Genomic DNA, 24,573 nt, shown 5'->3' on the forward strand with positions numbered 1-24,573 from the left:
TGGCAACCGTTCTATAAGGAGAAAGTCATGGACCGTCGTCGATTTTTAAAATTAAGCTCTGCCGCTGGGGTAGCTGGCTTAACACTACCTAGTATTCCAATCGTACTGGCTAAATCTAATACTGGCTCTCAACAGTCATCTCTACCTATACCTGATCTGATTGATACCGCGGAAGGTCAAACGCAGCTCACCATTCAATCAGGTACTAGCCAATTCTTAAAAGATAAGACAACGCCAACCTGCGGAATTAACGGCGCTTTTCTTGGCCCAGTATTAAAAATGCGTTCAGGAAAAGAGGCCGACATTAAAGTCACCAATCAACTCGATACTGCGATGACCATTCATTGGCATGGTTTAGAAATCCCCGGAAATCTAGATGGTGGACCGCATCAACTCATCCAACCAAACCAATCATGGCAAGTGACGTTACCCATTCGTCAACCAGCAGCAACTTGTTGGTTTCATCCTCATCAACACCCCACAACAGCCGAATATGTAATGAAAGGCATTGCCGGTATGATTTTAATTGAAGATGAATTAAGTGAGTCACTCAATCTACCTTCAGAATGGGGGGCAGATCAAATCCCTCTCATCATTCAAGACCGTCGCTTTAAAGACAATGGTGAGTTTGATTATGAACTGTTGGACATTGTTAATGTGGCAATGGGTTATGCGGGCAATCAAGTATTAGTCAATGGCGCTATCTACCCTCAAGCTAAAGTAAATTCAGGTTGGGTGAGATTCCACCTACTCAATGGTTCAAATGCTCGTACTTATCGCTTAACTGCTTCTGATGAACGTGAATTCTATGTGGTGGCTTCTGATACGGGCTTACTTGATAAACCAGCCAAAATGGCACAACTTGATATGGCGGCAGGTGAACGTTACGACATATTAGTCTCTACGCACGATAACCAACCGTTTGATTGGGTCACTCTGCCTGTCAAACAAATGGGAATGATGCACGCACCCTTTAATCAGCCCTACCCGCTGTTGAGCGTACAAACTAGTGGTCAAAAAGGTAAAGGCGAACTACCAACCAGTATGGCGGTACTTCCCGCCCTTACGCCATCTAAAGCGACGGTAAAACGTAATGTTGTACTTGGTATGCCAGAAGAGCTAGATAGACAAGCAATGCAAGTTATGATGGCAAGGCAGCCGAAAATGTCTGGCATGGCTAAACGTATGGATATGATGAGTACGCACGATACATCTGGCTCGAATGGTTCACACGGCATGCACATGGATCACGAAATGAAGCATGAGATGAAAGGTATGGCGGCGACAGAAACCACCTTCACTAAAGAACAACTGCTGCACATCAACACTATCAACGGCCGTCCATTTGATATGCAACGTATTGACTTTAACGCCAAGCAAGGTGAGTTAGAACATTGGACGATCAGTCAAGGCAAAGATCACATGTTGCACCCTTTCCATATTCATGGCTGCCGCTTTAGAGTGCTATCCATTAATGGTAATCAGCCACCAAAACATTTAAGCGGCTGGAAAGATACCATCAGTGTATTCCCGATGGGCACGACCGAGCTATTGGTTCAATTTAATCATTTAGCTTCAAAAGAAACACCATACATGGCGCACTGTCATATTTTAGAACATGAAGATACCGGTATGATGATGCAATTTACGGTTTCTTAATCCCCAAAAAATCAAAAGCCTAGTTCAACGATGAGCTAGGCTTTTGAGTATGATTATATCTATGATAGTTTTTTATAACGCTGGTACGTTCATAGTTCCTTGAATCACCGTCACAGCGGAACCAACTAGTTTTGTTCGGCCATTTGGCAGTAATTCAGTATCCACATACCCTCCTCGCGCGGATGCTTGAAAGGCTTTGAACTTTGTTTTGCCTAACTTATCCACCCAGTAGACCGTTAACGCACAATGCGCAGAGCCAGTAACCGGATCTTCATTTACTCCAACCCAAGGCGCAAAATAGCGCGAAATGAAATCTAACTCGTCATTGGTTGAACGAGTAGTCACCAACACGCCACGTCCATTGATTTGCTTTAGAGCATCAAAATTTGGCGTAAGACTTAATAGCGTTTCTTCGCTGCAAATTTCCATAAAGACTTTTGAATCAAACTCACCAAACGCTATCACTTCATCTTTTGGGATACCCAAATGTTCTAATAACTCTGCAGATTGGTAAATATCGAATTCAATGGTTGGTGATGGAAAATCAAGCTCTATGGTCTCTTGATTAATTTGGGCGGTTAAAGTGCCAGATAAGGTTGCAAAATTAACGCTATCTCCAACTTTAACTTGCCCTTTTTGTTTTAAAACGTGAGCCACCGCCAGTGTGCCATGTCCACACAACTTCACTTCAGCTTTTGGCGTAAACCATCTTAATCTCATATCATTAAGCGATAAAAAAGCCGTTTCCGATACCGCCATTTCTTCAGCGATGGATAACATTAATCGCTCACTTAACCCTGTTTCACTGATACAAACACCAGCCGGATTGCCTTTGAATGCTTGATGGCTGAATGAATCGACTTGGTAAATTTCTAAATCCACGGGGAGTCCTTAATCGTTAGGGTTTACTCAGCAAAAACTTTCTTAAATCTCTTTCTGAACGCATAACAAAAAATAATGCCAGACGTTGAGGCCCACTGCTAAGCGCCTTGTTATTTAATTTTATCCTTTGGTAAACCATCGAATTTTTTTAGGTCACCCAGAAGGTTGTCCCAAGTAGCTCTACTTGCCATAAATATATGTGCATTTGGCGATATCTGGCTATCTACATCTAGACTGCCCGCAGGCACAACAATTAGCGAAGTGCTTTCCTCTATGTATGGCAAGGCCGAGCAGCATTTGCTACAAAAACATTTGGTATGACGGGTATTGGTAAGTTTAAATGAGGTCACTTGCTTTTCACCAGACATCCAAATGAGCAATGCATCATGGGAAAATAAGTTCGCTGAATTAGATGACCCAGAATCTTTTTGACAATACTCACAGTGGCATAGGTAAAACGAATCAAATTTACCATCAATTCTAAAAGTAACATCGCCACATAAGCAAGAACCAGAATAGTCACTCATATTGGAGTCACCTCAATTTGTTCAATTTCACAAGTTTTCTGGAAAAGCACTGAACTGAGGAATCCCTTCATAGGGCTCACACCAATTAGCTTTTGATCCCACATTAATGTGAGCTGCAGGCTTCAAATCCAACGGCGTATCCACGGTCGACAATGACACGCAAAAAAAGCTCACTCTATCTGGGGAGTAATTCATTAACCTTGTTCCACACTCTGAACAAAATGCCCTATAACCACCTGCGCCACTCTGATGCTCTTTTAGATATCCATTTTCATCACTAAGTTTTAATGTTGATGCATCCACTATTGCCATCGTCGCATAGTCCGCACCATGAGCTTTTCGACAGAACTGACAATGACAGTTAAGCACTTTTTCTGGTTCAATTTCGACTTGATACTTAACCTTTCCACAAAGGCAACTTCCCTCAACCATGACATACTCCTATATTAAATTTTTAAGGTAACTACATAACTTCGATGCCGTACAACGCTGGTTAACGAAAGCTAGTTAATCCAAAATAACAACCGTAATCACAAAACCCAACTCAAACCAAAATCGCCAACTGTTAGCTATCTGCTGAACTTTTGTTATGTGGTTCTTGGCGCGAACATGATGATTGCCATTCCTAGCATCGCTACACAAACACCGACTACGTCCCATAGGCCAGGACGAATACCGTCTACGACCCACAACCATAAGATAGCTACGAAAATGTAAACACCACCATATGCTGCATAAACCCTGCCTGCTGCTGTAGGGTGTAAAGACAATAACCATGCAAATAGAGCAAGACAGAAAGCTGCTGGTACCAATAGCCAAACAGATTTATCCTCTTTCAGCCAAAGATACGGCAAATAACAGCCTAAAATTTCTGCAACAGCTGTTACAAAGAAAAGACCTATCGTTTTGATTTCTAGCAACTTAAACTCCTATTTATGCTGCAACCACATAACACCGCATTAAGTGGTGAGCAACGATACCACCTTTACCTAAACCATTGTGCCGTAAACACCAAAGTTGAATCAAACCGAAAATGCCAAGCGGTGGGAATCCGACTTGATGGCCTTGTTGAACGAAGCCGCTGAGCGGCAGAACACCATACTTATTCCTGCATGAAATGTCATGAGTTGGAATCAGTCGAACGAGTTAGCCGAAAGGCAAAAATATAAGGATAATGGCGACCACTATAAAATGGAGGGCTAATCCAAGAAAGAAACCAAATTTATAATTAACCAATTGGATAATATTAGTTTTTAATTTTATCAGGGTTAAACTCGCCTAAAGTAAAGCAGATATTCTCTTCCATTCTAGATCATTATTCCTCAGCTGAGGTTGCTCATTTTTTACGAGTACAAGAATTTCAGCCCATGCTTGAGATCTCATTAAAATATAAAACTTTTCCATTTCCTCTCCATTACTTGAACTGCGTATAACAATTTAATAGACAGAAAAAATCCGTATAGCTCTTCCGTCTATCATTCCATCCATTTTTCTACCTAGCAAGCTAAACATCTAAATTAATTCATAAAATTAAACTTATATCATCGGACTGTTCCCCAAGTTCTAAGTATTCCGTAGCTAGTAACTGGTGGTAGGAGATTCTGAACTACGCTCGTTCCTCACTTTTCAGAATGACGGGAAATATTGAGTTCTCTAGGGCGTCATTCCGTACAACGAGCGAAGCGAGTGAAGATACGGAATCTCCTAAAAGCTCGTTGAGATTTAACTAGGTATTAATGCGTACTAGGGGATTCTGAATCGCGTTCGTATCTCACTTGTTAAAAATGACACTAACGTAAACTGCATAAAAACAAAAAAGCCCAATCCATCGTGAATTGAGCTTCATTTTCATGCTGATTAAAGAGCGCTTACTTGGCTAAAATCTTACGCACTACTTCCAAATCTTCTGGTGTATCAACACCTGCTGCTGGCGCTTCTTTGGCTAGGGCAACGTGAATTTTTTCGCCATACCAAAGCACGCGCAGTTGCTCTAAAGATTCGATTTGCTCTAGGGCGCTTGGCTGCCAATTGATATACGTATTGATAAAGCCTGCACGATAAGCATAAATGCCGATGTGGCGCATAAGTGGCTGGCGAATGGTTTTGTCTTCTTTGGCCCAAGCGTCACGATCCCATGGAATCGAGGCGCGGCTAAAGTAAAGGGCATAACCTTGTTCATCGGTTACCACTTTTACTGCATTGGGGTTAAACACTTCTTCTGGCTCATCAATACTCACACCAAGCGTTGCCATTGGTGCGGTGCTATTGGCTAGGTTTTCTGCGACTTGTTTGATGATTGATGGTGGGATTAACGGCTCATCACCTTGCACGTTCACAATGATGTGATCATCGGCAATACCCATCTTCTCGACGACTTCGGCCAAGCGTTCCGTACCAGATTGGTGATCGGGGGATGTCATGCAAACTTCGCCACCAAAGCCTTTAACTGCCGCTTCAATACGCGGATCATCGGTGGCCACAATCACTCGCTCAGCACCGGCTTGCAAGGCTTGTTGATGAACCCATTGCACCATAGGCTTACCGGCGATATCCGCTAGCGGTTTACCCGGCAAACGTGATGACTGGTAACGAGATGGAATAACAACGGTAAAAGACATTATCGCCCCTCATCCATCGACATTTGACGAGCTTCTACCGCAAGCATAACCGGAATGCCTTCTTTAATTGGGTAGGCTAAACGGTCAAACTTACAAATAAGTTCTTGCTTGTCGTTATCCAGTACCACTTTACCTTTGCAGACTGGGCAAGCCACGATTTCAAGTAGACGATGATCCATATTGACTCTTAACCTCTGTGATTTTTTTAATAATATTCTGTTTATCTTGCGATGAGATTTGCGCGGAAACCGGTAAGTACCACCAGTTCTCTTCTGCAAATTGGTAGCATTTAACCGCATCTTTTTCTGTCATGATTAAATGCTGACCTTGAGTCGCAAGTTGTTGTAATTCTGCTTGTTCAAATGCTTGGTGATCAGCGAATGCCTGAGTTTTTACAACTTCTGCACCTAATGATTCTAGCGTATTGAAAAAACGAGGTGGATGACCGATGCCAGCAAATGCCACCAATTGAGGGAGTTGCTGCACCGATATTTTCTCACCGGTTTTTAAATTCACCGCTTCACTAGGCTCTAACGTCATGGCGATTTCATTGCTTTGCGCCGCGCCACCGTTCGTGATCAAGAAATCCACTTCATTTAAACGCTCTAGCCCTTCACGCAATGGGCCAAATGGAATGTAGTGCTGATTCCCAAAACGACGTTGACCGTCAATCACCACAAACTCGATATCTCGCTCAAGCGCATAATGCTGCAAACCATCATCTGTGATAATAATATCGACATCTTGTTCTAGTAATACTTTTACCGCTTGGCTTCTTACTGGGTCGACGGCAACTGGTGCGCCTGTACGACGTTTAATTAAAGCTGGCTCATCACCTGATTGTTCGCTCGGAGTATCCAATTCTACCAGTAGTGGGTAGTTTTCAGCTTTGCCGCCGTAGCCACGGGAGACGACTCCCGGTTTCATACCAAGAGATTGCAATGTTTCCACCAACCAAATCACCACTGGCGTTTTACCATTACCACCAGCGGTAATATTACCTACCACAATAATTGGTACTGGCGCGCGATAACTTGGCTTGTTACCTAAAGCATAAGCCTTGCGACGTTTACCGCTAATCAGCTTAAACAGTTGGCTTAGCGGCCATAAAACCGGAGCCAATAGCCAACCGAGTGGGTGACGGTGAAACCAAATCTTTTCAACCATCACTCTACCCTACTGAATTAACGTTTTGACTATCAATACAAGAATGCATTATTCACCAAATTGAATGCGGTGAAGCTGAGCATAAGCACCATCTTTTTCAATTAACGATGCATGGTTGCCGCGCTCGACAATTTCACCTTCATCGATAACCAAAATTTCATCGGCATTTTCAATGGTCGATAAACGGTGCGCAATCACGATCACGGTTTTGTTCTTTTGTAGCTCATCTAACGCAGCTTGAATGGCACGTTCTGATTCAGTATCTAATGCAGAGGTTGCCTCATCCAAAATCAACACTGGTGCATCACGTAACAAGGCACGAGCAATCGCTAAACGCTGACGTTGACCACCAGATAGGTTGACACCATTCTCACCGATCATAGTGTCAAAACCGTTATCCATGTTTTCAATGAAATCGGTCGCGTAGGCTAGATCAGCAGCACGTTTAATTTGCTCGAAGCTATAACGCTCTTGCGCGGCATAGGCAATATTGTTGGCAATAGTATCGTTAAACAGATGAACGTTTTGCGACACGATGGCAAAGTGAGTACGCAGGTTCGATAAGGTATATTCACGAATATCATTGTTATCTAGGTGGATCTCACCTGAGTCGATGTCGTAAAAACGCGTGAATAAGTTAGCAATGGTACTTTTACCTGACCCTGAACGCCCGACTAGAGCTACGGTTTTACCCGCAGGCACATCAAAAGACACATTGCGTAACGCTGGTGTATCTTTCGTTGGGTAGGTAAAGGTGACATTTTTAACCGCAAGGTTGCCTTTCACTTTTTCAACTTCTTTATCGCCAGTATCAATTTCTGATGGCAGCTCAATAATACCAAATAGTGTCTGACAAGCTGCCATACCTTTTTGGAAATCAGAGGTTACGTTCGTCAGTGATTTCAACGGTTTCATCATGGCGAACATCGCTGAGAAGATCACCGTGAATGTACCTGGAGTCAGTTGTTCTTTAATTGAATCAATGCTCGCTAAATACAACACCACCACTAAAGCACTCGAAGCGATCAACTGAACGATTGGGTTGGCAGCAGCTTGAGCAGACACCATCTTCATCGATTGTTGACGCATTTTGTTGCTTACTGAATCAAAACGTTTTTTCTCAACGTGCTGACCACCATAACTCAATACGACTTTATGCCCTTTTAGCATTTGTTCTGCGGATGACGTTACATTCCCCATCATGTCTTGCATGTTTTTACTAATACGACGGAAACGCTTTGATACAACTCGAATCGCAATCGCCACCACAGGTGCAACGGCAATAAGCACCAAAGAAAGCTGCCAGCTGTTATAAAACATTAAGAATAATAAACCGATGATGCTAGCACCTTCACGCACAATGCTGACCAATGCTTTACTGGTGGCGGCGGCAACTTGTTCTGAATCATAGGTAATACGCGATAACAGTGAACCGGTCGATTCTTTATCAAAGTAGCTTACTGGCATTTGCATAAAATGATTAAAGAGCTTGCGGCGCATTTCCATCACCACATTGCCCGATACCCAACTCAAGCAATAAGTGGAAACAAAACCACTTAAACCTCGCACCACCATCATGCCTAAAACAATAAAAGGTAGGACTTTTAAAAAATTTGAATCGCTACTGCCAAAACCTTCATCCAACAATGGTTTTAATAGCGACACCATATAAGTATCACTGGCAGCATTAATGATTAACGCAATAGTGGCCACAAATAAACCCGCTTTATAAACGCTGATCATTGGCCATAATTTTTTAAAAGTCTGAAATGTGGTTTCGTCTTTTTCGGACGCCATCTGATTTTCTGACACGATGTCTTTTGGTTGAGTCATATACACTTCATTTTGATTTAGACAATTCCATTCATTCTAACCCTTTACGCACAATCTGCCTATACCATGGCTGATATTGGTTTAGCCTCTTTTGTTCAATTAACCAACCATTGGTATAAATTGAAATAGTTATTTGTCCACCATGCGCCGTATCCATCCACTGAATAGCATTGTCCTGATAACGCTTTTTGACATCTTGGTTGGGTAATCCCCACTGGTTATTTAGAGCGAGTGAAGCAATCGCCACTTTCGGTTTTACAGATTCAACAAAAGAAGGAAAGGAAGAGGTTGCACTACCATGATGCGGCACCGTCATGACATCAATATCCGATAACGGGTTATCTCGAATTAATATAATTTCAGATATCGCATCTATGTCACCAGTAAGAAGGAGGTTAAATTGACCATCAGAAACTCGAATCACACACGAATGAGGGTTATAGGCTCGCTTGACCTGCTTTGGCGGCCAAACGACTTCGAAATTGAGTTGTTGCCATTGCCACGTTTGCCCTTTAATACAAGCTTGATAACCATCTATATATTCACTACTACGTTTCCATTGAGGTGATAACGCTGATTCAATATCAGTTCGACCACCTGCATGATCTAAATCGGTATGACTTATCACTAAGCCGGATAACTGCTGCTCACCACTTTTATGCAGTAATGGAACAATCATCGAATTGGCAATACTGCCGCCCTGCCAACTCATTCCGGTATCATATAAAACGCTTTGTTGATCTTTGCGGATAAGTACTGCCAAGCCTTGCCCGACATCCAACACCTGCACTTGCCATTCTGGTCTAGGCCCAGCTGGAAATAGTTGCCACAGTAAAACAATCAACACGGCAATATATAAGGTTGAATAAAAACGAAACCGCCAAGCAATCAGCGCCAAAGCAACCAGTACACTGACTACTCCCCAATAACTCGACAACGTTAGCCATGCGCCTTCGACGAATTGTAGTAACCATAAAATCGGCTGCAGTGTAAAATCTGCTAATCGCCATATTTGCGCAAGCCAGCCGTCATTAAACAACCAACTATCACTAAAGAACCAACTGCCATGAAAAATAGCGGTCATCACCAAGCAAAAGAAAATCACTGGCACTACCACGAGGCTTACCCAAGGAATCGCAATTAAATTGACAAGCGGTGAAACCCAACTAACGCCTCCAAAAAAGGCAATACTTAGAAAGGCTAAGCCTACAAATAGCCCGAGCTGGACTATCACGATTTGCCGCCAATTAAACTTAGCGCGTTTATGCTGAGATAAATAAAACCAAAGTGACAGGTATATGATGACGATAGCACCAAAAGATAACCAAAAACTTGCTTGCAAAATCGACATAGGCTGACTGACAAGTATTAAACACAAGCTATACAACAGGATTTGCCACACTGACCAATGAATACCGCTTGCCAGCATAAATAATACTAACCCTCCCATAATCAAAGCTCGTTGGGTTGGTAGTGCAAAACCCGCTAAATACGCATAAAACAAGGCAACAGAAAAACTGATGATCAAGGGAATAAATCGAAATACAGATGATGAGGAAGAACCCATTACGCTACATACCAATGATTTAATAATACGACCGGCACTCCACCCTATAGCCATGGCGAGCCCAATATGTAATCCTGAAATCGCCATTAAATGTGACAAACCAGAATCTCGTAACTGCTGCCATTGTTGATCGGATATTAAACCTCTATCACCAAAAGCCAACGCGACAATAAAGGCTTTTGAGTCAAATTCATTCAGGTAGGAAGTTGCTTTCTCGTGCATCCATAAGCGCCAAGAATAGCTTGTTTTTATTCGAAAATTAAAACCACTCTCCGACTCAATAACCGCTTTACCGTGCCACTGAGTAGAGACATAATATTGTTCGCTATCAAAACCTGCATCGTTTAATTGACCGACAATGGGTTTAACTTGAATTTGAAACTGCCAAACCTCCCCAAGTTGCGGTTGATTCTCTTTTGGTAGATCAAAAAATGTTTTCACAGTTGGACGTGCGTAGATCGGTAAATCAACATTATTAATGCGTTGTATTGACAAGAGCATTTGTTGACCATGCACCGCTGGCTGGACAAAACTGATCACTTTAGCTTGGATTGTTACAGAGGCACCTTGAGAAAAGAGTATTTCTGTCACATGGCGATAATGATTTCCATGAATAATCACTACAAAGCAACCCAGCAGTAAGCCTTGTGCTAAATAACTAAATGTTTTGAAGTAGCGTTCTTTTATAAAATAGCTATTTTTCGTAACGGAAATATCTTCTGTACAATGTCTATCTTTTGTGAAGAAAGCATTTTTTATGAAGAAAAGAGCAAGAAATAGTACTACAATCGGCATCAACCAATTGAGTGTCGGCATGGATGGCCACGATGCACCACTTGCAGCCCCAAGTATCAAACCGACCAGAATATTATTGCGATTAATATGAGCCACCATTTATGCCAAAGAAATTGATTAAACGCTTCATGCCAGACCATGACAAAATCAAAAACCAAAAAGCTTTAAAAATTTTTGGTAGCGTTTTATATAATCCCAATTTATGGTGTTTGAATCGTCGTTCAGCCGCTGGTGCATTTGCCGTTGGTTTATTTATTGCTTTTATTCCACTACCAAGCCAAATGATTCTTGCCTCCGGTGCCGCTATTGTATGTGGCGTCAACTTGCCACTTTCGGTTGCTTTGGTTTGGGTCAGTAACCCGATTACCATGCCATTTTTGTTCTATTTTGCTTATCGTATCGGCGCATGGCTGATGCATACCCCTGAACAATCATTTCATTTTGAGTTAACCTGGAGCTTCTTTGTTGAACAAATCAACACTATTGGGCCACCGTTATTACTAGGTTGTTTAGTCTGCGGTGTGGTGCTTTCCATACTCGGCTATTTCGGCATCCAGGGTTTATGGCGCTACTCTGTGGTTCGTAGCTGGCAGAAACGCCGTTTACGATAACTTATCAAATAGATAATTCAGCTATTATCGTCACTCAAATTCCAGACAAATAAAAAAGTGCTATCAAGTTAGCGTTCTAAATGAACAAACTTGATAGCACTCTTTTTTTTGAGACAACTTACGACGCTCGGTTCTCGGGCGTTTCACTTCTCGTGTCTCGAGGCCTAACTGTTCCACCCCTATTAAAGCGACAACATCGAGCAACGAGAAACGAAAAGCGCAGCGTTCGAGCTACGATATTTATTTCGCACTCAAAACGGTTGCTGGATTCAACCCACTCGCTCTTGACGCTGGATACCAGGTGGCTAATAAACTCAAGGTAATTGCTGTACCTGAAACTAACAACACATCCGGCCATGAAACCAAAGATGGTAAAAAGTCGATAAAGTAAATATCGCCTGATAAGAATTGATGGCCCATGATGGCTTCTAACCCCTTAATCATCGGAGTAAGGTTATACGACACCAGCACACCAATCACGCTACCTAGTACACTACCTAGTACACCAGACATCACGCCATACCAAATAAAAATACGTTTGATCAGCCCATCACTTGCGCCCATTGTACGTAGAATCGCAATATCAGGAGCTCGGTCTTTCACCGCCATCATTAAGGTCGACACAATATTGAAACTCGCCACACCGATCACCAGCACCATCACTAAGTACATAATGGTTCGCACCATTTGAATATCGTGGTATAAAAAGCCGTACTTCTCTTTCCAGCTTTTGAGGTAGGCATAAACAGGAATGCTTGCGCCAACTTCACGAATAATCCGGTCGGCTTCAAAGACAGGTTCCACTTTTAAAGATACGCCACTGACGCCTTTGCCCATCTTCATGTAGTTCTGCCCATCTTCTAGTGGGATCATCACCAAACCATGATCGATTTGCCCACCTAGTGTTAAAAAGCCCGCCACATGAACACGTACACGTTTCGGCGCGCTCAGTTGTATCTGACCATTTGAAGAAGCTGGTGGGATTAAAATGGTAATTGAATCGCCGACTTTCACATTCAGTTTGTCGGCCACCCCTTTACCTAACACGATTTGATTTTGGCCGGCTCTAAAGTTTTGCCATGCTTGTTTATCAACAAATGTAGAAAGGCTAGATACCGCACGTTCATAATCTGGGTCTACTGCGCGTACTTCAACGGCTTTAAGTTTACTGCCACGTTCTAACAGCGCAGTAAAACGAACATAAGGTGCGACCGCTTTCACTTGTTCATTTTTGTTGGCAATCGACGCGATTTGTTGCCAATCTTGAATCGGTTCTCTCACCCCTTCAATTTCAGCTTGAGGGATCACCGACAGCACGCGATTTTCTAACTCACGTTCAAAACCATTCATTGCCGATAGACCAATAATGATCACCGCCACACCCACGGCAATACCTATGGTAGAAGAGAGCGAGATAAACGAAACCAGCTTATTACGTTCTTTGGCGCGACTAAATTTAGAACCAATGAATAACGATAAAAACATAATTACTCGCCCGACTCTTGTACTGCATGATCAGTGATTACGGTATTTTCATTCCAATCCAATACGCCGTCTTGCATGGTGTATTGTTTATCCATTTTTAAGGCCAGTTGATTATCATGAGTGACCACTAAAAACGCGGTACCAAAATCACGATTAAGTTGACGCATCAAATCGTAGATCTCTAAGGCAGTTTTTTGATCAAGATTACCGGTTGGCTCATCGGCTAACACAAGATCCGGATCATTGACTAATGCGCGAGCAATCGCCACACGCTGCCTTTCACCACCCGACAGCTCAGATGGACGGTGATCTAAACGATGACCTAATCCCACTTTCTCTAATACCGATTGTGCTTTTTGTTTTGCGACATCGGCTTTCTGCTTACCAATCAATAATGGCATAGCAACGTTTTCTAATGCGGTAAAATCAGCAAGTAGGTGGTGGAATTGATACACAAAACCGATATGTTGATTACGTAACTTGGCTTGCTTGTTGCCAGATAAACGCAATAAAGATTGGCCGAGTACCGTCACATCACCATCACTGGCGTCATCTAATGCGCCAAGAATATGCAGCAAGGTACTTTTACCTGAGCCAGAAGAACCAACAATGGCTAAGAAGTCACCTTTATTGATGGATAAACTCACCCCTTTTAGTACCTCAGTTTCAAGGTTTCCTTCTTGGTAAGTCTTACTTATATTTTGACAGCTTAATAAAGGGTTCATAATCTATTGCCTTGTAGCCCAAAAGCCGCGTAAATAGTCGCCGCCTTTGAGAAAGTGTTATTCATAACGAAGCGCTTCGGCCGGTTTAACCGAAGCGGCGCGATAAGAGGGAAATAAGGTCGCCAATAAGCTCAAGCCAATAGCAAGAATGATCACGACCACAACCTGAAGCGGTTCAATCACCACGGGCAGTTCCGTGCCCGGAGCAAACAATGACAAGCCTAAAGCGCTCATCACATTGTTTAGATTCGCTGCCAGTAATGTGCCAAGGAGTCCACCGACTAGTGCACCAATCACCCCACTACTCGCACCCTGCACCATAAATATCGCTAATATTTGATGATTCGACATACCCTGGGTTTTCAAAATGGCGACTTCAGATTGTTTCTCCATCACCACCATAATTAACGCTGAAATAATGTTGAACGCCGCTACTGCAATAATCAACCCTAGCATCAAGCCCATCATATTCTTTTCCATTCGTACGGCTTGGAATAGCTCACCACGTTGCTCACGCCAATCCGACCAAAACCATTTTTCAGGTAATAAATCATTGTTTTTCACTTGTTGTGCTAAATCAGCCACCACAAATGGGTCATCGAAAAATAATCGCCAACCTGAAATATGTTTGTTTGAGTAACGCAATAAACGCCCAGCATCTTCAATATTGGTGACCATCAACATGCCATCAACATCAGAGCCAGTATTAAAAATCCCCGCCACAGTAAAATTACGTTGGCTAGGAATGCGCCCTAACGGAGTAAACTGACTAGCATTAGTCACCATTAATCGCACTTTAGAGCCGACATTCACATTTAATGTTCTGGCTAAGGTGTGACCTAAAAAGACGTGATAACTTCCGGGTGTTAATTGGGAGACTTGCCCCATCATCATACGTTTCGCGATAGGATCTTGCTCTCTTGGCTCAATGCCGACCATTAAACCTGCGCTTAACTTAGTTGGACTTTGGATAATCGCTTCGCTACGCACGATGGGAGAAATATCTTCAACATGAGGGATAGTATTTAAGAAAGCAGGTGGCGTATCTGAGATTAGGGTTTTGTCGTCAGCTTGAGAGATCACAGCTTGAGGAAGCACGCCAAGAATTTTTTGCTTTAATTGCCCTTCAAAACCATTCATCACGGACAATACAGTAACGAGAGAAAGAACACCGATAGAAATACCGGCGGTCGACATATACGAGACAAATCGACTGAACTTATCGCCTGATCGACCTTTCAAATACCGCAAACCAATATAGGCCGAAACTGGGTGAAACATTCCAATAATCCCTGAATAAAATAATGAAAACAGAGCATAACGATCTCTGACCATTTTACCAATAGCAAACACAATAATTCACATACTTCTGGCGATTGACGGTGAGAAATTGATTAAAAAACAACAATTGTGCACATTCCCTTGATTAGTTTGCCTACATGACGATAATCAAACCACTCAAAGTGCTACAACTAGCGCAACATTCAATTTATAAAAGCCTAATCGAATTATGTCTGAAATTTCATCCATGTCAGCGTCTTCTCTCTTGCAACTGCCACTGCCAACTAAAGCCGGTGACAAAAAGCACATAGGCCAATTAGTCGGTGGCTCACTAGCACTATCCATTGCAGAGCTTAGCGAGCAACATTCAGGGGTCACATTACTTGCCGTACCTGATCCGCAAATAGCGATAAAACTGCAACACGAAGTAAGCCAGTTCACCAGCCACTCAGTGTCTTTATTCCCTGATTGGGAAACGCTGCCGTATGATAACTTTTCGCCACATCAAGATATTATTTCAGACCGTATCGCGCAGCTGTATCAATTGCCAACGCAGCAAAACGGATTAATCATTATTCCAATCAGCACGCTATTACAGCGTCAATCGCCGAAAGACTACCTACTCAAAACCACATTGATGGTCAAAAGTGGTGACCTTTATTCACTCGATAAACTGCGTATGCAATTGGAAAGTTCTGGTTATCGCCACGTTGATCAAGTATTTGGCCCAGGTGAATACGCCAGCCGTGGTTCGATTATCGACCTTTTCCCAATGGGCTGTGATAACCCATATCGTATCGACTTTTTTGATGATGAAATTGATAGCATCCGCACCTTTGATGCCGAGACTCAACGTACGATCGAAGATATAAAAGAAATTCGCCTACTGCCTGCTCATGAATTCCCAACCACTGAAGCGGCGATAGAAGATTTCCGCATTCGCTGGCGTCAACGTTTTGAAGCGCGACGTGAGCCTGAGTCAGTGTATATGCAAGTATCAAAAGGTACTTGGCCTGCGGGTATTGAATATTGGCAACCCTTGTTCTTTGAACATACTGATACCTTATTCGACTACCTACCAGAAAACACCTTGCTACTGACGCTTGGTGAGCTAGAAAAAAGTATTGATACCTTCTTGGCCGATGCTGAACATCGTTTTGAGCAACGCAAAGTCGATCCTCTTCGCCCATTACTTGAGCCCCATGAGTTGTGGTTAAAGAAAGATGAGCTATTTGGCTACTTCAAAGACATGCCTCAAGCGGCCTTATCGATTGAAGCTGTCGAAGAGAAAGCTGGACGTAAAAACGCCTCTGTGAGCCTTTTGCCTAATTTACATGCCCAACATCAGCTTAAAGAGCCACTTGCCGCACTGCGTCAATACCTCGAGCAATACTTAACAGACAACCCGCAAGGTAAGGTTATCTTCTCGGTAGAATCAGAAGGTCGCCGTGAAGCATTAAATGAGCTATTAAGCCCAATAAAAGTAAAACCGAAAGAGTGCGATAATCTCGCTCAAGCGTTAGCCTCTAAACAAAAGTACTCTCTAGTACTCGGCTCAACCGAACACGGCTTTGTTCATCACTCGCCTGATTTTGCCTTTATTTGTGAAAGTGATGTGCTTGGCGACCGGGTGATCCAGCGTCGCAAAAAAGATCGAAAAGCGGTCAATAGCGATACGGTGATTCGCCATCTTGCGGAATTAAAACCCGGTCAACCTGTAGTGCATCTCGATCACGGTATTGGGCGCTATATTGGTTTACAAACCTTGGAAGCTGGTGGACTTGTCACAGAATACGTCACCCTTGAATACTTAAATAATGCCAAACTGTATGTTCCGGTATCCTCGCTCAATTTAATCAGTCGCTACTCTGGTGGTGCAGAAGAAACCGCGCCATTACATAAATTGGGTAGCGATGCATGGAATAAAGCCCGTCAACGCGCGGCTGAAAAAGTCCGAGATGTGGCTGCCGAGTTACTGGATGTTTACGCCAAACGTGAAATCAAAAAAGGCTTTAAGTTCATTCACGATAAAGAGCAATATGCGCACTTTAAAGCGACTTTCCCGTTTGAAGAAACCGATGATCAGTCTATGGCTATTAATGCGGTTCTCTCTGATATGTGCCAAGAAAAAGCCATGGATAGACTCGTCTGTGGTGATGTTGGTTTTGGTAAAACCGAAGTGGCTATGCGCGCGACATTCCTTGCGGTTGATAACAGCAAGCAAGTTGCCGTTCTAGTGCCAACTACCCTACTTGCTCAACAGCATTTTGAAAACTTCCGTGATCGCTTCGCCAACCTACCGGTACGAGTTGAAGTGTTATCACGATTTAAATCCGCTAAAGAACAAAAGCAGATTTTAAGTGATATCACCGAAGGTAAAGTCGATATCATTATCGGTACCCATAAACTGCTGCAAGATGATATTAAATTCCGCGACCTCGGTTTATTGATTGTCGATGAAGAACACCGCTTTGGTGTGCGCCAGAAAGAAAAAGTCAAAGCGATGCGTGCGGATGTGGATATTCTTACCCTGACCGCGACACCGATCCCTCGTACTTTAAACATGGCAATGAGTGGCATGCGTGATCTATCGATTATCGCCACACCACCAGCACGACGCTTGGCTATCAAAACCTTTGTCCGTCAAAGTGAAGACAGTGTGATTCGCGAAGCGATACTGCGTGAAATCATGCGCGGTGGCCAAGTCTATTTCTTACATAACAATGTCGAAACCATCGAAAAAGTTGCCGAAGATTTAGCGAAATTAGTTCCAGAGGCTCGCGTGACCACCGCCCACGGACAAATGCGCGAACGTGAACTTGAAGGCATCATGAATGACTTCTACCACCAGCGTTTTAACTTACTGGTTTGTACCACCATTATCGAAACAGGTATCGATGTACCAACTGCCAATACCATCATTATGGATCGTGCGGATAAACTCGGTTTGGCGCAGCTTCACCAGTTACGTGGTCGTGTTGGTCGTTCGCACCATCAAGCCTATGCTTATTTATTGACGCCACATCCAAAATCGTTAAGCAAAGATGCGGTGAAACGTTTAGATGCAATTGCCTCACTAGAAGACCTAGGTGCAGGCTTTACGCTGGCCACTCACGATTTAGAAATACGTGGCGCGGGTGAGTTACTCGGTGATGATCAAAGCGGACAAATTCAGTCTGTCGGCTTCTCGTTATATATGGAAATGCTAGAACAAGCGGTCAATGCGTTAAAAGAAGGCAAAGAATTGTCATTAGACGAACTTTTACGCGAGCAAACTGAAGTAGAATTACGCTTACCAGCATTATTGCCAGATGACTACATTCCCGACATCAATACCCGTTTATCCATGTATAAGCGTATTGCAAGTGTGAATAGTGAGTCGGAACTAGCAGAGATGAAAGTGGAACTGATTGATCGCTTTGGCAGCTTACCGGATGCTGCAAAAAACTTATTGGTAATCAGTGAAATGAAACTTCAAGCTGCTAGAATACAAGCGAAAAAAATTGAAGCACATGACAAAGGTGGTTTTATTGAGTTCTCACCAAATGCAGACATTAACCCGGCATTCTTGGTACAATTACTTCAATCATCACCGAAAAAATTTGCAATGGAAGGCCCCACTAAGTTCAAGTTTACTGTACCATTAACAGATAGACGGGAACGAGTCAGTTTCATTAACGATTTGCTGGCCGACTTTCAGAAAAATCGTTTACCAAAAGTTGGCTAAGCATTATACAACTTAGCAATAACCACACAATTTATTATATTAGCTAAGGTACTATCTACATTAGAAGTCTAAAATAGAAGTACCTTTGATTACGGAGTAACAATGAAAAAACTGATTATATTCCTATTGGTTTTTGTTTCATTACCAACATTTGCACGATCTTTTTCTATCGAAATGATCATCTTTAAGCGTAATGTGGAGCCATCACAAGTTAACGAATCTTGGCCACAAGACCTTGAGCCGATTAATTTTGAACGCGCATTTTCATACCGTGATAGCAACCTAATGTCGCAGCATAAAGCTGGTCTACTTCCAAGTGGTTATTACAACCTGAACAGACAATACCAAGCATTAGAGCGTCACGCAGGATTTAAGCCATTAGTTCACGTGGCTTGGTACCAAAATGATCGGGGTGAAAGTACATCACCTGTTTTACACATCCAAGCGGGTGAGGATTTTTCGGATAAATTCGCTCCTGATGGACGCTCTCTTAAAGAAATCGCCAAAGATGGTACTCCAACATCCATTGAAAAAGAGCCACTATATGAACTAGATGGTACAGTTCAAGTTTATGTACAACACTACCTATACTTGAAAACTAACCTAGACTTACGCATACCAGGGCAAAATGAAGTCGTATTACAAGACTCAGTTATTGACCCATCGACTAAAGATAGTGATGAAGATGTTCAAGTCGGTAACCTAGAACCGGTTAAGCCCAAAGTTGAAGTTCAAGACTTTTTAAATAGTTACCGTATGCAGCAAAAACGAAAAATTAGAAGTGGTGAGACACACTACTTAGATAATCCATTCCTTGGTGTGATTATCAATATCCGTAAAATGTAATACTACGTTACACCCAAAATAATTGGAGCTGCAGTGAGGCGACAAGTACGAAGGGTAATGAAGTAACTTCGAATCAAGAGGCCTCCATGGCCTCTTTTTAATTGCAGGTAGACGATGACCCCAGATCATACTTTACTGACCTCTAGGCTAAGATTGCACATGATCCATGCCGATGAAAGTGAACGCTTTGTTGATGCGATTCAATCCTCCCCTTCTCTCTACCCATGGCTTGACTGGTGTCATTCAGCATTTACCGTTGAAGAAGCAATAGACTTTCTCATGCACACCCGCTTAAATTGGCTGAAAAATAATGCCTACGGATTTGGTATCTACCATCAACAAACCGATGATTTTATTGGTATGGTGGCGTTAACCGACCTATCACCTAGCTTCAATATGGGAACGATTGGTTATTGGATATGCGACCAGCACCAATCAAACGGCTATGCCAAAGAAGCCCTGTTAGCCCTAATTAACTTTTGCTTCACCGAATTACGTCTTACTCGGCTTGAATGCATCTGTGACCCTGACAATGCACCTAGCCACCATATTGCACTCAGTTGCGGCGCGGAAAAGGAAGGACTGGCTCGTAATCGCTATTTATTCGATGGTAAGCCCAAAGATGGCATCGTATTTTCTTTTATTCCAGATTAATGTTCACAGTAAAAGCAACTGAACAGACACAAAAAAGCCCATCACGACGATGGGCTTTCATTTTTAGATTATTAATGCGATTGGGATAGCTTAGTGTAGCTTTAGGTTTGGACGTAGCACTCGGTTAATTCGCCCTACTAGCATCATCAAGCCAGTTTTAAAGCAACCGTGTAATGCCACTAGGTGCATACGGTAAAGTGAAATATACACTATTCGTGCAATGCGCCCTTCGATCATCATTGAACCCTTGGTCAAGTTACCCATCAGGCTACCCACGGTAGAAAAGCGACTTAATGACACAAGTGAACCATGATCTTTATAAGTATATGGCTTTAATGTGTGGCCATTGATTTGCGCCACAATATTACGATAAGCCAGACTTGCCATTTGGTGCGCCGCCTGAGCACGAGGTGGAACAAAAGATCCATCCTTTTGCTGACAAGACGCTAAATCACCAATCACATAAATCTCATCATCACGAGTTGATTGTAGGGTATCTTTCACTACCAACTGATTGATGCGGTTGGTTTCTAAACCTGCAATATCTTTCATGAAGTCAGGCGCTTTAATGCCAGCTGCCCACACCATTAGCTGAGCCGGAATACGCTCACCATCTTTAGTGATTAAGCCTTGTTCATCCGCTTGAGTGACCATAGTCGCAGTGCGAACATTTACGCCCAATTTTGTTAACTCACTGTGTGCTGCTGATGAAATTCGTGGCGGCAACGCAGGTAAAATACGCTCACCCGCTTCAACTAAGTTCACGTTCAGTTTGCTTGAATCTAAATCTTCAAAGCCGTAAGTATGCAGCTCTTTAATTGCATTATGCAGCTCGGCAGACAGCTCTACGCCAGTTGCACCACCACCAACAATCGCGATATCCACTTTACCTTCACCGTGTTTCGCATGAAGCTTTAAGAACAAGTTATTCATTTCTTTACGGAAACGGTGTGCTTGCTCTGGGCTATCTAAAAAGATGCAGTTTTCTTTTACGCCAGGAGTATTAAAGTCATTCGATTTAGAGCCAATTGCCAATACCAAAATATCGTATTCAATTTCACGGCTTGGGATCAGCAGATCATTACTCTCATCTTTAATTTCACTTAGTGAGATAACCTTACGTTCACGGTCAATGCCATCTAGACTACCCATTTGAAAATCAAAATGATGGTTTTTGGCATGAGCGCGGTAGCTTAATGCATCCACACCTTCATCTAGAGAACCCGTTGCCACTTCATGTAGCAATGGCTTCCATAAGTGACTTCCGTTACGGTCTACTAAGGTAACACTCGCGCGTCTCTTACGACCTAATGTTCGGCCTAATTTTGTGGCAAGCTCTAAGCCACCGGCACCACCGCCTACTACAACGATTCGCGTCATCTGACACTCCTAAATAGATAAAGATAAAATTGATTCAGCCCGGCCTATATCAAACCCAACTGATATATTCTTCATGTTTTTCGATACGATGAGGTTTAGCGTGTGGACTAAACCTAAAAGGGTCACCTTTGAGAGATGAAAAAAGTTGTGTGTATCGGTGAGATCAAATTGTGACGTAACGGTTATTTTTCATTCTATTTATTGGAAAAATTTGATCTAGCTCATTATATCCAGACCTAAAGTAGGATCAATAGAAAGTGACGATTAATAAAAAAGAGCCGATGATTGGCTCTTTTTTATAGTAACAATTTGTGATTTGACCTATGTTCCCAGTCAGTGGATAAATAAATTAAGGCTGCTTGAAGGCTTTAATCGTTTGCAGGTGTTGAGAGATTTTCTTAAATTTATGCGTTTCAGATTCATCCCATACCACCTTATAGTATGGCGATAATGCTTCGTAGCTACCTTGATTATCTCTGATTTCATCATTACGAGATAAGAACACTAGGCAGTTGTCTTTATTTTGCTCGCGATAATCTTTAATACACTTGGTCGCAATGTCAGCGTACTCTTCAGGGCGATCAATACGGCCTTGCATATTGTCTTCAGGGTTCAGGTTCGGGTTGAAAATAGCTTGTTTAATGCCACATAAAAAACCAATACGCTCAGACCAGTAACCACCTAGACCAACACCACAGATTAGCGGCGATGGATCACCACTTTGTTCAATCACTTTAGTCACTTCTTTCAGCAAGTGCTGCATATCATGTTTCGGGTGAAGTGTGCTGTAGTTAATAAAGCGAACATCTTCATCGATGAATTGAAGTTGTAATACTTTTTCGTGATTCCCTGGGCTTGTGCTATCAAAGCCGTGTAAATAAATGATCATTGAACCATCCTCAGTTCTCGTTCGATAATTTAATCTACCATGAATACTATGGTTTTAAAGCGTTGTTTCTACGATTATTAATGAAGAAATTAAGAAAAGTGACCTATGTTCCCTCTTCAGACTAGAATCATCACGATTCAGACAACTCTAACTGCTGCGTTAACACTTCAATCGCATGCTTATCTGATGCGCGCTGATGCAAAGAAAAGTTAACTTGATGCCACAGCAACGCCATAAAACGTAAGTATGGTAGCCACTCATCTACAATAGCAATGAATTGTGACTTATCGATATCTAAGCGGCTAAGCTCTAGGTAACACTCAACACTTTCTTCAACGCTAAACTGCTCGGCTAATATCGTTGTCGCCAAATCCACTACAGGACTAGCCATTGCAGCATATTCCCAATCAATGACCACCAACGCTAAATCAGGCTTTTGAATAATATTATAGCTGCCTAAATCAAAGTGGCAGAGACAAGGCGGTAAAATTGATTCAGTGCGATTTTTTAACTCATTATATTGCTGATAAAAATGCTCAAACCACTGCTGATAACGCGGTGTTTGCTGCTGGCTCGATAATGCTTGCCAATAGTTTTCAATACAAAATTGATAATCGAAAATAGGCAACGAATGGCTTTGAGGAAGCGGATATTGGTGAAGAGCGACTAGGCACTTCATCACTAGTAACGATAGCGTTTGATTATGCTGCCCCATCAAGGTCACACCGTCCACCCACTCAACCAATAAGCCTTGGGGTAATAATGCTTGAGCGTTCGGTGATAAAGCAAAGCCTTCAAGCACATTGAGGACTTCAAATTCATTGGAGCGGTTAATAGAAAAGGACTGGGTAGAAATAGAATGTGGCCGCCACACATAATGGCGACCACATAAGGTAGTGATTTTCCAACACTGGTTGGTTAACCCACCTTGCAATGGCTGAATATCAGAAATACTTTCAGGCCACTGAGCTTGCAGATCGATTAAGCTGGGATCTTGCTTAATGTAGTGTTCTTTCAAACTCGTGACCTTGAAGTTATTGTATACCCAAGTGACTTCAAGATGCAGAATTCAGAGCTACCATCCAACCCTTTAGACAAGAAAGATTGGTGAAGGAATGTAAGCACCTTTCAAACTAATCTGACGCTGCCTATCTCTTATAAAAAAGAAGAGGTTTGGATGAAGCTCCCGAAGGGCAAGTTAAAACAAGCTTTATGCTGCGTTAAATTGAACAGAGATAGAATAACTATGATCATGTCCAATTTGTCTTGCCTAAAGCTTGTTTTATTCTTGCTGAAACTCGCATCTTGAAGTTACTTGGGTATATAAACAATATTACATGCCAAATAGGCTTTTTGACTCTTGCTTACGGATTTCAGTTTCATCAGCCCATTCGATTAGGCCAGTTTTTAAATCCATTAAACGCATCGTCATTTTGTAGTAAACGTCTTTATCACTGCCCGCTTCTTTTACGATGCTAGATAGGTTGCCGTATAACATGTATTGAGCACCCATCATTTGGCCAAACTTAACTGCGCTTGTTTGATCAACTAATTCATCGTTATTTTGGAAGTTAAGCTGCTTACGAACATCTTCTACTTTGGTCATATCAACAAAACGGAACTTACCAGAGTTCAACATTTTGGTGCTCACTGAGTCAGTGATTGATTCGGTATCAATATGCTCGCTGGTTTTGTTGCGGATGCTATCTACGTAAGCAATCGGACGACCTTCAATCGCCGCAACTGAGCCAGAAGAAAGCATGCTATCTACCATCTCATTGGCGATTTTTTGTAAATCTGTCGAACCAAAATCGACGGTTGTTGTTTCAGCAGCATTCGCGTCACCATACTGAACCTTGTTAGAACAACCACCTAGAATGACTGCTAAACCTATTAATGCAATTGCCGTTTTCTTCATGTGTTACTT

At 42.4% G+C, this 24,573-nt stretch carries 21 protein-coding genes; 5 read left to right on the top strand and 16 right to left on the bottom strand.

What is annotated here, in order from left to right; translation table 11 throughout:
• Positions 1-27 precede the first annotated feature (27 nt).
• Entirely contained in the window at positions 28-1,659 is a 1,632-nt protein-coding gene (gene cueO, locus K358_RS0106960; protein WP_027696146.1) for a multicopper oxidase CueO, read from the top strand.
• A 72-nt stretch (positions 1,660-1,731) separates the two neighbouring features.
• On the opposite strand, the gene K358_RS0106965 is transcribed toward cueO, so the two are convergent.
• The 9 genes from K358_RS0106965 to K358_RS0107010 all read right to left on the bottom strand — a co-directional run bounded on the left by K358_RS0106965 (position 1,732) and on the right by K358_RS0107010 (position 11,144).
• Positions 1,732-2,541: a PhzF family phenazine biosynthesis protein gene (locus tag K358_RS0106965; protein ID WP_027696147.1), complete on the bottom strand. Its 810-nt coding sequence runs from the start codon at positions 2,539-2,541 to the stop codon at positions 1,732-1,734.
• 110 nt (positions 2,542-2,651) lie between these two features.
• The gene (locus tag K358_RS0106970) at positions 2,652-3,068 is read right to left on the bottom strand and encodes a GFA family protein (RefSeq protein ID WP_027696148.1); all 417 of its coding nucleotides are present in this window, start codon (positions 3,066-3,068) and stop codon (positions 2,652-2,654) included.
• Positions 3,069-3,095: 27 nt separating this feature from the next.
• Entirely contained in the window at positions 3,096-3,500 is a 405-nt protein-coding gene (locus K358_RS0106975) for a GFA family protein (RefSeq protein WP_027696149.1), read from the bottom strand.
• A 155-nt stretch (positions 3,501-3,655) separates the two neighbouring features.
• Positions 3,656-3,988: a YnfA family protein gene (locus tag K358_RS0106980; RefSeq protein ID WP_027696150.1), complete on the bottom strand. Its 333-nt coding sequence runs from the start codon at positions 3,986-3,988 to the stop codon at positions 3,656-3,658.
• 948 nt (positions 3,989-4,936) lie between these two features.
• Complete coding sequence (gene kdsB, locus K358_RS0106990; RefSeq protein WP_027696151.1) at positions 4,937-5,686, bottom strand: 3-deoxy-manno-octulosonate cytidylyltransferase; 750 nt, start codon at positions 5,684-5,686, stop codon at positions 4,937-4,939.
• Positions 5,686-5,865 (bottom strand): Trm112 family protein, encoded by a 180-nt coding sequence (locus K358_RS0106995; protein ID WP_027696152.1) that lies wholly within the window; start codon positions 5,863-5,865, stop codon positions 5,686-5,688. The genes kdsB and K358_RS0106995 overlap by 1 nt, the downstream gene beginning before the upstream one ends.
• The gene (gene lpxK / locus K358_RS0107000) at positions 5,846-6,853 is read right to left on the bottom strand and encodes a tetraacyldisaccharide 4'-kinase (RefSeq protein ID WP_027696153.1); all 1,008 of its coding nucleotides are present in this window, start codon (positions 6,851-6,853) and stop codon (positions 5,846-5,848) included. The genes K358_RS0106995 and lpxK overlap by 20 nt, the downstream gene beginning before the upstream one ends.
• A gap of 48 nt (positions 6,854-6,901) precedes the next feature.
• Positions 6,902-8,650 carry a lipid A ABC transporter ATP-binding protein/permease MsbA gene (msbA, locus tag K358_RS0107005; RefSeq protein WP_027696154.1) on the bottom strand — a complete coding sequence of 583 codons (1,749 nt, stop codon included), beginning with the start codon at positions 8,648-8,650 and terminating at the stop codon, positions 6,902-6,904.
• Positions 8,651-8,717: 67 nt separating this feature from the next.
• Positions 8,718-11,144 carry a DNA internalization-related competence protein ComEC/Rec2 gene (locus K358_RS0107010; RefSeq protein ID WP_169716288.1) on the bottom strand — a complete coding sequence of 809 codons (2,427 nt, stop codon included), beginning with the start codon at positions 11,142-11,144 and terminating at the stop codon, positions 8,718-8,720.
• A gap of 5 nt (positions 11,145-11,149) precedes the next feature.
• Here K358_RS0107010 and K358_RS0107015 point away from each other — a divergent pair, with 5 nt between their 5' ends.
• Positions 11,150-11,659 carry a DUF2062 domain-containing protein gene (locus tag K358_RS0107015; protein WP_027696156.1) on the top strand — a complete coding sequence of 170 codons (510 nt, stop codon included), beginning with the start codon at positions 11,150-11,152 and terminating at the stop codon, positions 11,657-11,659.
• 240 nt (positions 11,660-11,899) lie between these two features.
• Here the strand turns inward: K358_RS0107015 and lolE are convergent, their stop codons facing one another.
• Genes lolE through lolC form a run of 3 tightly spaced genes read right to left on the bottom strand, consistent with a single transcriptional unit; the run spans position 11,900 to position 15,150 of the window.
• Complete coding sequence (lolE, locus tag K358_RS0107020; protein ID WP_027696157.1) at positions 11,900-13,144, bottom strand: lipoprotein-releasing ABC transporter permease subunit LolE; 1,245 nt, start codon at positions 13,142-13,144, stop codon at positions 11,900-11,902.
• Positions 13,145-13,146: 2 nt separating this feature from the next.
• Complete coding sequence (lolD, locus tag K358_RS0107025; RefSeq protein WP_027696158.1) at positions 13,147-13,869, bottom strand: lipoprotein-releasing ABC transporter ATP-binding protein LolD; 723 nt, start codon at positions 13,867-13,869, stop codon at positions 13,147-13,149.
• 57 nt (positions 13,870-13,926) lie between these two features.
• On the bottom strand, positions 13,927-15,150 hold the full coding sequence (gene lolC, locus K358_RS0107030; protein WP_027696159.1) for a lipoprotein-releasing ABC transporter permease subunit LolC: 1,224 nt from the start codon (positions 15,148-15,150) through the stop codon (positions 13,927-13,929).
• Between the two features lie 247 nt (positions 15,151-15,397).
• Between lolC and mfd the strand changes: the two genes are divergently transcribed.
• The 3 genes from mfd to K358_RS0107045 all read left to right on the top strand — a co-directional run bounded on the left by mfd (position 15,398) and on the right by K358_RS0107045 (position 20,377).
• Entirely contained in the window at positions 15,398-18,877 is a 3,480-nt protein-coding gene (gene mfd, locus K358_RS0107035; RefSeq protein ID WP_027696160.1) for a transcription-repair coupling factor, read from the top strand.
• Between the two features lie 102 nt (positions 18,878-18,979).
• Positions 18,980-19,723, top strand: a complete 744-nt coding sequence (locus K358_RS0107040; protein ID WP_027696161.1) for a peptidoglycan binding protein CsiV — start codon at positions 18,980-18,982, stop codon at positions 19,721-19,723.
• A gap of 114 nt (positions 19,724-19,837) precedes the next feature.
• Positions 19,838-20,377: a GNAT family N-acetyltransferase gene (locus K358_RS0107045; RefSeq protein WP_027696162.1), complete on the top strand. Its 540-nt coding sequence runs from the start codon at positions 19,838-19,840 to the stop codon at positions 20,375-20,377.
• Positions 20,378-20,467: 90 nt separating this feature from the next.
• On the opposite strand, the gene K358_RS0107050 is transcribed toward K358_RS0107045, so the two are convergent.
• The 4 genes from K358_RS0107050 to lpoB form a co-directional block, all read right to left on the bottom strand.
• On the bottom strand, positions 20,468-21,757 hold the full coding sequence (locus K358_RS0107050) for an NAD(P)/FAD-dependent oxidoreductase (RefSeq protein ID WP_027696163.1): 1,290 nt from the start codon (positions 21,755-21,757) through the stop codon (positions 20,468-20,470).
• A 349-nt stretch (positions 21,758-22,106) separates the two neighbouring features.
• Positions 22,107-22,646, bottom strand: coding sequence for an alpha/beta hydrolase YcfP (gene ycfP / locus K358_RS0107055; protein ID WP_027696164.1), 540 nt, complete (start codon positions 22,644-22,646; stop codon positions 22,107-22,109).
• Between the two features lie 130 nt (positions 22,647-22,776).
• Positions 22,777-23,664, bottom strand: a complete 888-nt coding sequence (locus tag K358_RS0107060) for a phosphotransferase (RefSeq protein WP_027696165.1) — start codon at positions 23,662-23,664, stop codon at positions 22,777-22,779.
• 315 nt (positions 23,665-23,979) lie between these two features.
• Positions 23,980-24,564, bottom strand: coding sequence for a penicillin-binding protein activator LpoB (gene lpoB, locus K358_RS0107065; protein WP_027696166.1), 585 nt, complete (start codon positions 24,562-24,564; stop codon positions 23,980-23,982).
• Positions 24,565-24,573: the final 9 nt, after the last annotated feature.

This window comes from Vibrio litoralis DSM 17657 (genome assembly GCF_000426765.1).
In the GTDB taxonomy this organism is placed as follows: Bacteria; Pseudomonadota; Gammaproteobacteria; order Enterobacterales; family Vibrionaceae; genus Vibrio; species Vibrio litoralis.